This window comes from Clostridium sp. 1001283B150225_161107_B6, from assembly GCF_015556325.1.
In the GTDB taxonomy this organism is placed as follows: domain Bacteria; phylum Bacillota; class Clostridia; order Lachnospirales; family Lachnospiraceae; genus Enterocloster.
Map to the genome: position 1 here is coordinate 372,310 of NZ_JADNMD010000004.1, position 11,841 is coordinate 384,150.

Genomic DNA, 11,841 nt, shown 5'->3' on the forward strand with positions numbered 1-11,841 from the left:
TAATTTTGATTAATCTGTCGCTTTATAGCGATAAACTAAAAAAGACTTCAGACGAAGAGGTGTAGGTATGGGCTTTATTAACTATTTGATTAACGGCGTCAGCCTGGGCAGTGTATATGCCATCATCGCACTTGGATATACAATGGTTTACGGCATTGCCAAGATGCTGAATTTCGCTCATGGCGATGTTATTATGATAGGCAGCTACGTGGTGTTTGTCACGGTCAGCACAATGGGCTTGCCGCCCATGGCGGGAGTCCTTCTTGCAGTGGCCGTATGTACGCTGTTGGGCATGACCATTGAGCGGATTGCTTATAAGCCCTTACGCGGTGCCTCTCCCCTTGCAGTGCTCATAACGGCAATCGGCGTCAGCTACCTGCTGCAGAACGTTGCCCTTCTTATCTTTGGAGCGGATACCAAGTCCTTTACCTCTGTGGTGACCCTGCCTGCCATCAAACTGGCGGGAGGAAACATGACCATCACAGGGGAAACCATTGTCACCATCCTTTCCTGTATCATCATTATGATTGGACTTACCACATTCATCAACAAGTCCAAGGCAGGACAGGCCATGCTGGCTGTTTCAGAGGACAGGGGCGCTGCCACCCTTATGGGAATCAATGTAAACGGCACCATTGCCCTGACATTTGCCATTGGTTCCGCGCTGGCGGCCATAGCGGGTGTACTGCTCTGTTCCGCTTATCCGTCCCTTACGCCCTATACCGGCTCCATGCCGGGTATCAAGGCCTTCGTTGCAGCTGTATTCGGAGGAATCGGCTCCATTCCCGGTGCATTTATCGGCGGTATCCTGCTGGGCGTCATTGAGATTCTGTCCAAGGCATATATATCCTCACAGATGTCAGATGCCATTGTGTTTTCCGTCCTGATTATCGTGCTTCTTGTGAAGCCTACCGGTATTCTGGGCAAGAAGATTAATGAGAAAGTGTAGGTGCCGGTATGAAGAGCAATGCAAAACGAAAGACATTCATCAATAATATGATTACATACGGCATGGTGGTGGCTGCCTATATCATCATGCAGACCCTTGTGGGAACCGGACATATATCCAGCCTTATGAAGGGACTTCTGGTTCCTTTCTGTATCTATGTTATCATGGCAGTATCCCTGAACCTGACCGTAGGCATTCTGGGTGAGCTGAGTCTGGGCCACGCCGGTTTTATGTGCGTGGGGGCTTTTGCCGGCGCCCTGTTTTCAAAGTGCATGAAGGGGGCCATTAACCCCACACTGGGAATGGTGATTGCCATCCTTATCGGAGCAGTCACGGCAGCCCTGTTCGGTGTTATCATCGGAATTCCCGTACTGAGGCTGAGGGGCGACTACCTGGCCATTGTGACTCTGGCCTTTGGCGAGATTATCAAGAACCTGGTCAATGCCGTATATCTGGGACGGGATGCTTCGGGCTTTCATATCTCCTTTAAGGATTCCATGTCCTTAAAGATGGGAGAGGGCGGGGAAATCCTGATTAAGGGCGCCCAGGGCATAACGGGAACGCCGCAGGCAGCCACCTTTACCATAGGTGTCATCCTGGTGCTCATCACCCTGTTTATTGTCATGAACCTGGTAAACTCCCGCACAGGCCGCGCCATCATGGCCATCCGTGACAACCGGATTGCAGCGGAGTCCATCGGCATCAACATCACCAAGTACAAGCTGCTGGCATTCTCCATTTCCGCCGGACTTGCAGGCATTGCAGGCGTACTGTATGCCCATAACCTGACCACTCTGACCGCCCTTCCCAAGAACTTCGGATACAACATGTCCATCATGATTCTGGTATACGTGGTATTGGGCGGCATCGGAAACATCCGCGGCTCCGTCATTGCAACGGTCATCCTCTATCTCCTTCCGGAGATGCTCCGCGGACTCAGCAATTACCGTATGCTTATGTACGCAATTGTGCTGATTCTGGCCATGCTTTTCAATTCCGCGCCCCAGTTTGTGGTGATGCGGGAGCGCGTGGCGGAGAAATTCAGCAGAAAAGACAAGAAACCGGCAAAGGAGGCAGCATAAGATGGCATTACTTGAAGTTAAGAATTTGAGCATATCTTTTGGCGGCCTTAAGGCGGTTGACAATTTTCAAATCAGCATCGAAAAAGGACAGCTTTACGGCCTTATCGGACCCAACGGAGCCGGCAAGACCACTATTTTCAACCTGCTGACAGGCGTGTATAAGCCGGATGCGGGAAGCATTGAGCTGGCAGGAGTCAATATTACCGGCAGGAAAACTACGGAAATCAACCAGGCCGGCATTGCCAGGACCTTCCAGAACATCCGTCTGTTTAAGGATTTGTCTGTGCTGGATAATGTAAAGGCAGGCCTGCACAATCATTACAGGTATTCCACCGCAGCCGGAATCTTCCGTTTTCCCAGCTATTTCAAGGTGGAGAAGCAGATGGACGAGAGAGCCATGGAGCTGCTGAAGGTATTCGGTCTGGATGAGGAGTGCGACTATAAGGCATCCAACCTTCCCTACGGCAAGCAGAGAAAGCTGGAGATAGCCAGGGCCCTGGCCACGGAGCCGAAACTGCTTCTCCTGGATGAGCCTGCGGCGGGAATGAATCCCAACGAGACAGCGGAGCTCATGGATACCATCCGTTTTGTGAGGGATAATTTTGATATGACCATCCTTCTGATTGAACATGATATGAAGCTTGTAAGCGGCATTTGCGAAGAACTGACGGTTCTCAACTTCGGGCAGGTTCTGTGCCAGGGCGAGACAGGCGCAGTGCTTCACAATCCGGAAGTTGTCAAAGCATATCTTGGTGAATAGGAGGAGCGTATAATATGGCTATGCTTGAAGTCAGGGACCTGGAAGTATACTACGGTGTAATCCAGGCCATAAAAGGAATCTCCTTTGATGTGAACCAGGGAGAAATCGTGGCGCTGATTGGCGCCAACGGGGCAGGGAAGACCACGACCCTGCATACCATTACCGGCCTTATCAGTGCGAAAACAGGGAAAATCGTATACGAGGGTACAGACATAACCAGGGTTCCCGGTTATAAGCTGGTGGGCATGGGAATTGCCCATGTGCCGGAGGGAAGGCGTGTGTTCGCCACCCTTACGGTGCTTCAGAACCTGAAGATGGGCGCTTATACAAGAAAAGACAAGGAAGAGATTGATTCCACGCTGAAGATGATATACCAGCGTTTTCCGCGTCTGGAGGAGCGCAAGAACCAGCTGGCAGGCACATTGTCCGGCGGAGAGCAGCAGATGCTTGCCATGGGAAGGGCACTTATGAGCCATCCCAGGATGATTGTCATGGACGAGCCCTCCATGGGACTTTCCCCTATCTATGTAAATGAGATATTTGATATCATCCAGAAGATAAACGGAGATGGAACCACCGTGCTTCTGGTGGAGCAAAACGCTAAAAAGGCCCTTTCCATTGCCCATAAGGCTTATGTCCTGGAGACAGGCAACATTGCCCTCAGCGGAGATGCAAAGGAACTCATGAACAATGACCAGGTAAAAAAAGCTTATCTCAGTGAATAAGGTGCGCTGTCTGAACAGCTGCGGTAAAACTGCATGCATCAGTACCAGGCATATACACATACCCCCCTGCATATACTATAAAAGCATAGCAAGGGGGTATATCTATGGACAATTTTAATGTATACAAGGATATTCAAGCGAGAACAGGCGGAGAGATTTACATAGGCGTAGTGGGGCCGGTCCGCACAGGCAAATCTACCTTCATAAAGCGGTTCATGGAACTGCTGGTGCTCCCTGCAATGGAGGATGAGAACCTGCGCAACCTGAGCCGGGATGAGCTGCCACAGAGTGCGGCCGGCAAGACCATCATGACCACGGAACCAAAGTTTATTCCCAAGGAAGCGGCCAGCATCAATCTGGCAGACGGAATTGAGGCCAAGGTAAGGGTCATTGACTGCGTGGGCTTTATGGTAGAGGGAGCAGCCGGTCATGTGGAAAACGGCGAGGAGCGTCTGGTAAAGACGCCATGGTTTGACTATGACATTCCATTTACCCAGGCAGCGGAAATCGGAACCAGAAAGGTTATCAACGACCATTCCACCATTGGAATCGTTGTGACCACGGACGGAACCATAGGGGAAATCAAACGCCCCGGATACATAGCAGCTGAGAAGCAGACCATTGATGAGCTTAAGAAGCTGGGAAAACCGTTTGTGGTACTTTTGAATTCCACAAAACCCTATTCAGACGAGACTGCCAGGCTGGCCAGGGAAATGTCTGAGGCCTACGGCGTATCGGTGCTGCCTGTAAACTGCGAGCAGCTTAAGAAAGAGGATATCTTCCATATCCTGGAACGCGTTCTGAAGGAATTTCCTGTGACTGAGATGGATTTTCATATACCGAAATGGCTGGAAATCCTTCCGTCCACCCATTGGCTGAAGGCCCAGGTTATCCAGGCGGCCAGGAATGTAATCCAGAAGGTGACCCATATGAAGGATGTGTCAGAGGAGCTGGAGCAGCAGCATACGGACACCATCCGTTCCATGAATATCAGGAACATGCAGATGGCGGACGGCAGGGTGGGTGTCCAGGTGGATATGGACGACAGCTATTATTACCAGATTCTCAGCGACTATGTGGGACTGCCCATTGAAGGGGAGTACCAGCTTATGCAGACCTTAAGCAGCCTGGCCAACATGCAGAAGGAATATGAAAAGGTGCAGAACGCCCTGTCGCAGGTGCGGTTAAAGGGGTACGGGGTAGTGACTCCGGAACGCTCGGAAATTGTGCTGGATGAGCCGCAGGTCATCAAGCACGGCAACAAGTACGGGGTGAAAATGAAGGCGGAAGCACCGTCCATCAACCTGATTAAGGCCCACATTGAGACGGAGATAGCGCCTATTGTGGGAAGCGAGCAGCAGGCCCAGGATTTGATTGCCTACATAAAGGAAAATGCCAGGGAAAGCGATGACGGAATCTGGAATACCAATATCTTTGGAAAATCCATTGAACAGATTGTGGAGGACGGTATCCAGGCCAAGGTGTCCCAGATGACGGAGGACTGCCAGCTGAAGCTGCAGGATACCCTGCAGAAAATCATCAATGACAGCAACGGCGGTATGATATGCATCATTATATAAAATCAACAAGAATGGGAATCCATGTTGAGAGAAGGACTATTCACAGAAAATTGTGCAAATATTACAATACGATTTGCATTCTTATGGGGAATATGATATACTGTAGCCATAATTGACAGAATATTCTTAGGGCAAGACTATATTATACTCAGAGGGGAGAATGCAGATGAGACTTACATTTATCGGGGCCGACCATGAGGTAACGGGCAGCTGTCATTTTCTGGAGGTGGGAAATACCAAGGTACTGATTGACTGCGGTATGGAACAGGGAAACAATGTATACCAGAATGCGGAGCTGCCCGTTGGGTATCATGAAATTGACTATGTGCTTCTGACCCATGCACATATTGACCATGCCGGTATGCTTCCCTGGATTCACGCCAGGGGATTCAGAGGCCAGGTCATAACCACCTATGCCACCGCCGACCTGTGCAACATTATGCTTAAGGACAGCGCCCATATACAGGAGATGGAGGCTGAGTGGAAGAACCGGAAAGCGCGCCGCGCAGGCCGGGGTGAGGTGGAAGCGCTCTATACCATGCAGGATGCGGAGGATGTGCTGAAGCATTTTGAGGGAGTGGCCTATGGGCAGGTATTTAAGCTCAATGACAACCTGACCCTGCGTTTTACGGATGTGGGGCATTTATTGGGTTCTGCTTCCATAGAGATATGGGCCACCGAGGGCGCCAGCAAGAAGAAAATCGTATTTTCCGGCGACATTGGAAATAAGAACAAGCCTCTGATCCGCGACCCCCAGTATATTGCGGAAGCTGATTATGTGGTGATGGAATCCACCTACGGCAACCGCTACCATAAAAAGGATGTAAACCATGTGGACAGTCTGGCCGGAATTATTCAGGAGACACTGGACCGGCAGGGGAATGTGGTCATCCCGGCCTTTGCAGTGGGACGTACCCAGGAGCTGCTGTATCTGATACGCCATATTAAGGAAGAACGGCTTGTAACGGGCCATGACAGCTTTGAGGTCTATGTAGACAGTCCCCTGGCCGTGGAGGCCACCCATGTGTTTAAGGACAATATGCTGGAGTGCTATGACGATGAGACAAAGGCGCTGGTGGAGCGGGGAATCAACCCCATTGATTTTCCCGGACTGAAGCTTTCCATTACCAGTGAGGAATCCAAAAACATAAACTTTGACATGACGCCCAAGGTCATTATTTCAGCAGCAGGCATGTGCGATGCAGGCCGTATACGCCACCATCTGAAGCACAACCTGTGGAGGCCGGAATGTTCTGTTGTGTTTGCAGGATACCAGGCAGAGGGAACCCTGGGGCGGATTCTGCAGGACGGTGCCCAGACCGTGAAGATATTTGGTGAGGAAATCGATGTGAGGGCCCATATAGAGACCATGGAGGGTATCAGCGGCCATGCGGACAGGGACGGGCTTATTACATGGATATCTGCATTTGAGAAGAAACCGGACTATGTTTTTGTGGTCCATGGAAGCGAGGAATCCTGCGTATCCTTCACGGATGTGCTGAATACCCAGCTGAAGCTGGCGGCCAAGGCGCCTTTTTCCGGCTCCCAGTTTGACCTTATAAAAGGCTTCTGGATTAAAGAGACAGAGGGCGTTCCCATTGAGAAGGAGACAGCAGCCAAACGCAGGGCCAGCGGTGTTTACACCAGGCTGGTGGATGCGGGAAAGATGCTGATGGATGTTATACACCGCAATGAAGGCGGCGCAAATAAGGACCTGACCCGGTTTACGGAACAGATTCTCTCCCTGTGCGATAAATGGGACAGATAACATGTTACTGACAGGAGATATTGACACATGACGAAAGTACAGATTTACACAGACGGTTCCGCCAGGGGAAATCCTGACGGCCCGGGAGGTTACGGGACAGTGCTTCATTTCACGGACAGCAGCGGACAGCTTCATGAGAAGACCATGTCCGGCGGGTATGTGCGCACCACCAACAACCGGATGGAACTGATGGCTGCCATTGTAGGGCTGGAGGCGTTAAACCGGCCCTGCCAGGTGGAATTATATTCGGATTCCAAATACCTGACAGACGCATTTAACCAGCACTGGATTGACAGCTGGGTGGCAAAGAACTGGAACCGCGGAAAAAGCGGGCCGGTAAAGAACATCGACCTCTGGAAGCGCCTGCTGAAGGCCAAGGAGCCCCACCAGGTGAAATTCATCTGGGTAAAAGGACATGCAGGCCATCCTGAAAACGAGAGATGCGATGCCCTGGCTACCTCTGCGGCAGACGGTGGGAATCTGATGACAGACGAGGGTCTGGAGGCATAAACAGACAGGAAGAATCTGTTTCTGATTTTCTTACGTATCTCTTACAATCTATTACTCCTTTTATCTTCGTATTTCTTTTCTGCCTCTTTTGTGATAAGGTTAATACAAGATTATGGCAGGGATGTGTTGCGATGAAAGATAAACGGATATGGATTGTAATTGGCTGTATCCTGGTCATAGGAACTGGTGTTACCCACTACACCAAATACTATGTGAACAGCCAGGGAGCAGCCGTGACGGCTGAGTCCACAGCAGGAGCGGCAGAGACGGCGGCGCCGTCCGCTGCACCGGCTGCCGGACAGCAGGATACAGAGGCAGGGGGAACGGACCCGGCTATGGCGGCAGGCAGCCCGCCATCCGCAACTCCTGCGGAGCGAAGGATGACAGGAGATGGGGGACAGGGAAGGGCGGCTTCCAAAGAGGCAGGACCTGGGGGTACAGTGTCTGGAAATACAGGTTCCGGAGCAGCAGGCCCTGGAGCGGCTCCGGCAGCAGAGGCAGCAGGGGCCTTTGCTTCGGACCAGGCAGCTCCTGCAATGGCGGATGAGGCTGAGGAGACAGCCGCCGCCGGCACCGCAGTGGCCGCTGCCAGCGGCGGGGCGGCTGTTCCGGAAACTGCGGCGGCGGAGGATATGCCCATTTCCCCGCTCACAGGAGCCAGGACCAGGGAGTATAAGACAAACCTTATGGTAGACTACCGCAAGCGGCTGGAGGATTTGGATACCCAGATTCTTAAGATGCGGGAGGAGGAAACAGATTCCAATGTATATTCCATCAAGACCTCAGCGGAGACAGAGCTTAAACTGTGGGAGGGGGAGCTGAATTCCATTTACAACGCCCTGATGGAGATGCTGTCCCAGGAGGATGCGGCAAAGCTGGCTTCTGAACAGCAGGAATGGCTTAAGAACCGGGATGCCAGGGCGGCGGAAAGCACTGGCAGGAACAGCGGTTCCATGGAAGGAATCAGCTATGCGGCCGCGCTGGCCAATCTGACCAGGGACAGGGCTTATGAACTGGCAGGCCGCTACGAGGAAGCCAACGGAGTGTTTTACGAGGACGGGGATGCTTCTTCCGGGGTATCGCCCCAATGAGTCAAAGCGCGGGATGAACGGTCCGGATGATGAGGTCTGTTTCTTGCAGTCAAGAGGGAAAACCAATGGAAAATCATTGGTTTTCCCTCTCATTTTTGTTAAGACAGTCTTGATAATTACATAGCGTTATGGTAAAATGACGGTTATGTAATTAGAGCAATGATATGGAGGAAAATAAAGTGAAAGAACCACAGTACCGCGGCGTGAACGAGCTGCGCCGGATGTTCCTTGAATTTTTCGAGAGCAAGGGCCATCTGGCAATGAAGAGCTTTTCACTGGTGCCGCATAATGATAACAGCCTGCTTTTAATCAATTCCGGAATGGCTCCATTGAAGCCGTATTTCACAGGACAGGAGATTCCGCCCAGGAACCGTGTGACCACCTGCCAGAAGTGTATCCGCACCGGCGACATTGAAAATATAGGAAAGACAGCCCGTCACGGCACCTTTTTTGAGATGCTGGGCAATTTCTCATTTGGGGATTATTTTAAGACCGAAGCCATTCACTGGACCTGGGAATTCCTGACCGAGGTGGTGGGACTGGACCCGGACAGGCTGTATCCCAGCGTATACCTGGATGACGATGAAGCCTTTGATATCTGGAATAAGGAAATCGGCATTCCGGCTGAGCGCATCTTCAAGTTCGGCAAGGAGGACAACTTCTGGGAGCACGGCTCCGGCCCCTGCGGTCCCTGTTCCGAGGTGTATTACGACAGAGGCGAGGCCTTTGGCTGCGGTAAGCCGGGATGCACGGTGGGCTGTGACTGCGACCGCTATATAGAGGTATGGAATAACGTATTTACCCAGTTTGACAATGACGGACATGGCCATTATACCGAGCTGGAGCACAAGAACATTGATACGGGAATGGGACTGGAGCGTCTGGCCGTGGTGGTCCAGGGCGTGGACTCCCTGTTTACGGTTGACACCAATAAGGCGCTTTTGGACAGGGTGTGCCAGCTTGCGCATACAGAGTATCAGAAGGACCATGAGACAGACGTGTCCCTGCGTATTGTTACGGACCATGTTAAGTCCTGTACCTTCATGATTTCAGACGGAATCATGCCCTCCAACGAGGGAAGGGGCTATGTGCTCCGCCGCCTTCTGCGCCGGGCTGCCCGCCATGGAAGGAAGCTGGGGATTGAGGGCAGGTTCCTTGCAGGCCTTTCCGAGACAGTCATCGGGCTGTCCAAGGACGGTTATCCTGAGCTGGAAGAAAAGTCTGCCATGATTTTTAAGGTACTGGCTGAGGAAGAGGAAAAGTTCAATAAGACCATTGACCAGGGGCTGAGCATCCTGGGCGAGATGGAGGAAGAGATGCACAAGACCGGGGACAAGTGTCTCTCAGGAGCCAATGCATTTAAGCTGTATGATACCTACGGATTCCCTCTGGACCTTACCAGGGAAATCCTGGAGGAGAGAGGCTGTTCCGTGGACGAGGACGGCTTTGCCGCTGCCATGAAGGAGCAGAAGGAAAAGGCCAGAAATGCCCGCAAAACCACCAATTACATGGGGGCCGACGTGACGGTATACCAGTCCATCGACCCTGCTGTTACCACTGAATTCATCGGCTATGACAAACTGACGGCCGACTCCAGGGTGACGGTGCTGACCACGGAGGACGAGCTTGTGCAGGCCCTTACAGACGGCCAGAAGGGCACCATTATCGTGGAGCAGACCCCGTTCTACGGAACCATGGGCGGCCAGCAGGGAGATACTGGTGTTATTTCCAATGAAAACGGCACCTTTAAGGTAGAAGATACCATCCACCTTCAGGGCGGCAAGGTAGGCCATGTGGGTATCATGACAAAGGGCATGTTCCAGGTGGGCGAGACAGTGACCCTGTCCGTGTGCGCCCACAACCGCGCTCTTACATGCAAGAACCACAGCGCCACCCATCTGCTTCAGAAGGCCCTGCGCAAGGTTTTGGGGGACCATGTGGAGCAGGCTGGTTCCTACGTGGATGCAGGCAGACTGCGTTTTGACTTCACCCATTTTTCAGCAATGACACCGGATGAAATCAGGAAGGTTGAGGAAATCGTGAACCAGGAAATCCAGGCAGGTCTTCCTGTGGTCACCCAGGTCATGACCCTGGATGAGGCCAAGAAGACAGGAGCCATGGCCCTGTTCGGTGAAAAATACGGAGAAAAGGTCCGCGTGGTCCGCATGGGGGATTTCTCCACAGAGCTCTGCGGCGGTACCCATGTTCCCAATACAGGCACCATTGCATATTTTAAGATTATATCCGAGGCAGGTATTGCCGCCGGCGTAAGGCGTATTGAAGCGCTTACATCCGAGGGGCTTATGAAGCATTACCAGGAGGTGGAGGAGGAGCTGCATGAGGCAGCCAGGACAGCCAAGACAACACCGTCCGCTCTGACTTCCAAGATACAGTCCCTTCTGGAAGAGATTAAGGCCCTTCATTCTGAAAATGAGAAGCTTAAGAGCAAGCTGGCCAATGATTCCTTAGGAGATGTCATGAGCCAGGTCAGGGAAGTAAACGGACTGAAGGTTCTGGCTGCCAGGGTGGCCGGAGTGGACATGAACGGCATGAGGAACTTAGGCGACCAGTTAAAGGACAAGCTGGGAGAAGGCGTGATTGTGCTGGCCTGCGAGCAGGACGGCAAGGTAAACCTGATGGCAACAGCCACAGACTCAGCCCAGAAAAAGGGAGCCCACGCAGGCAACCTGATTAAGGCCATAGCAGGTCTTGTGGGCGGAGGCGGAGGCGGCCGCCCCAACATGGCCCAGGCCGGCGGCAAGAATCCGGCAGGTATTGACGACGCCCTTAAGAAGGCGGTTGAGACAGTGGAAGAACAGACAAAATAATATGTGTGCAGATAAAATTTAAAAATAAATGTAAGAATTATAAAATAATTCTTGACGTACGGTATTTTTATGCTATAATCATAGCAGTGCTAAAAATACCCAAACAGTTGTATTATGCACAATTACACAACTGGAGGGAGGTTAGGTGTGAGCGATGTCAAACGTAATTGTTAAAGATAACGAGAGCTTAGACAGTGCTTTACGCAGATTCAAAAGAAACTGTGCAAAGGCTGGCATTCAGCAGGAAATTCGTAAGAGAGAGCATTACGAGAAGCCAAGCGTAAGACGTAAGAAAAAGTCTGAAGCTGCTCGTAAGCGCAAGTACAACTAATTCACTGGTTGGATTAGTTGTTAATGTAATGGAAAATCAACTGGCTGTCATAAGAAATTGTGGCAGGCAGTTGTTTTTTTGCTTTTTTCTATGGGGGTGGTGGGAGAGGTACGTCCAGAGGGAGGGGCAGGGCGGGGAGGGTTAAGGCTGCGGGGGCTGGTTCCGGAGCAGGTAATACTAAGGCCCTGACAGCACTGAATGAGGGGCACCGATGGCA

General features: G+C 51.8%; 10 protein-coding genes. All 10 read left to right on the forward strand.

Annotation, left to right across the window (positions count from 1 at the left end; all coding sequences use genetic code 11):
* Positions 1 to 67 precede the first annotated feature (67 nt).
* The 10 genes from I2H39_RS13045 (at position 68) to rpsU (ending at position 11,624) form a co-directional block, all read left to right on the forward strand.
* Positions 68 to 949, forward strand: coding sequence for a branched-chain amino acid ABC transporter permease (locus I2H39_RS13045; protein WP_138307407.1), 882 nt, complete (start codon positions 68 to 70; stop codon positions 947 to 949).
* Between the two features lie 8 nt (positions 950 to 957).
* A complete protein-coding gene (locus tag I2H39_RS13050; protein ID WP_195626645.1) occupies positions 958 to 2,031 on the forward strand; it encodes a branched-chain amino acid ABC transporter permease in 1,074 nt (357 codons plus the stop codon).
* 1 nt (position 2,032) lies between these two features.
* Positions 2,033 to 2,791: an ABC transporter ATP-binding protein gene (locus tag I2H39_RS13055; RefSeq protein WP_195626646.1), complete on the forward strand. Its 759-nt coding sequence runs from the start codon at positions 2,033 to 2,035 to the stop codon at positions 2,789 to 2,791.
* Between the two features lie 14 nt (positions 2,792 to 2,805).
* Entirely contained in the window at positions 2,806 to 3,516 is a 711-nt protein-coding gene (locus tag I2H39_RS13060) for an ABC transporter ATP-binding protein (protein ID WP_138307400.1), read from the forward strand.
* Between the two features lie 104 nt (positions 3,517 to 3,620).
* Positions 3,621 to 5,096: a stage IV sporulation protein A gene (spoIVA, locus tag I2H39_RS13065; protein ID WP_138307398.1), complete on the forward strand. Its 1,476-nt coding sequence runs from the start codon at positions 3,621 to 3,623 to the stop codon at positions 5,094 to 5,096.
* A 166-nt stretch (positions 5,097 to 5,262) separates the two neighbouring features.
* Positions 5,263 to 6,864 carry an MBL fold metallo-hydrolase gene (locus tag I2H39_RS13070; protein WP_330640917.1) on the forward strand — a complete coding sequence of 534 codons (1,602 nt, stop codon included), beginning with the start codon at positions 5,263 to 5,265 and terminating at the stop codon, positions 6,862 to 6,864.
* Between the two features lie 27 nt (positions 6,865 to 6,891).
* On the forward strand, positions 6,892 to 7,374 hold the full coding sequence (gene rnhA / locus I2H39_RS13075; protein ID WP_195626647.1) for a ribonuclease HI: 483 nt from the start codon (positions 6,892 to 6,894) through the stop codon (positions 7,372 to 7,374).
* Between the two features lie 131 nt (positions 7,375 to 7,505).
* Positions 7,506 to 8,465 carry a lysozyme inhibitor LprI family protein gene (locus tag I2H39_RS13080; RefSeq protein WP_195626648.1) on the forward strand — a complete coding sequence of 320 codons (960 nt, stop codon included), beginning with the start codon at positions 7,506 to 7,508 and terminating at the stop codon, positions 8,463 to 8,465.
* A gap of 179 nt (positions 8,466 to 8,644) precedes the next feature.
* Complete coding sequence (gene alaS / locus I2H39_RS13085; RefSeq protein ID WP_171042565.1) at positions 8,645 to 11,293, forward strand: alanine--tRNA ligase; 2,649 nt, start codon at positions 8,645 to 8,647, stop codon at positions 11,291 to 11,293.
* Positions 11,294 to 11,447: 154 nt separating this feature from the next.
* Positions 11,448 to 11,624, forward strand: a complete 177-nt coding sequence (gene rpsU, locus I2H39_RS13090) for a 30S ribosomal protein S21 (RefSeq protein ID WP_003504099.1) — start codon at positions 11,448 to 11,450, stop codon at positions 11,622 to 11,624.
* Positions 11,625 to 11,841: the final 217 nt, after the last annotated feature.

Excerpts from the sequence above, each read along its gene's own strand:
- I2H39_RS13045 (WP_138307407.1), top strand. The coding sequence starts at position 68 with ATGGGCTTTATTAACTATTTGATTAACGGCGTCAGCCTGGGCAGTGTA.
- I2H39_RS13050 (WP_195626645.1), top strand. The coding sequence starts at position 958 with ATGAAGAGCAATGCAAAACGAAAGACATTCATCAATAATATGATTACA.
- I2H39_RS13055 (WP_195626646.1), top strand. The coding sequence starts at position 2,033 with ATGGCATTACTTGAAGTTAAGAATTTGAGCATATCTTTTGGCGGCCTT.
- I2H39_RS13060 (WP_138307400.1), top strand. The coding sequence starts at position 2,806 with ATGGCTATGCTTGAAGTCAGGGACCTGGAAGTATACTACGGTGTAATC.
- spoIVA (WP_138307398.1), top strand. The coding sequence starts at position 3,621 with ATGGACAATTTTAATGTATACAAGGATATTCAAGCGAGAACAGGCGGA.
- I2H39_RS13070 (WP_330640917.1), top strand. The coding sequence starts at position 5,263 with ATGAGACTTACATTTATCGGGGCCGACCATGAGGTAACGGGCAGCTGT.
- rnhA (WP_195626647.1), top strand. The coding sequence starts at position 6,892 with ATGACGAAAGTACAGATTTACACAGACGGTTCCGCCAGGGGAAATCCT.
- I2H39_RS13080 (WP_195626648.1), top strand. The coding sequence starts at position 7,506 with ATGAAAGATAAACGGATATGGATTGTAATTGGCTGTATCCTGGTCATA.
- rpsU (WP_003504099.1), top strand. The coding sequence starts at position 11,448 with ATGTCAAACGTAATTGTTAAAGATAACGAGAGCTTAGACAGTGCTTTA.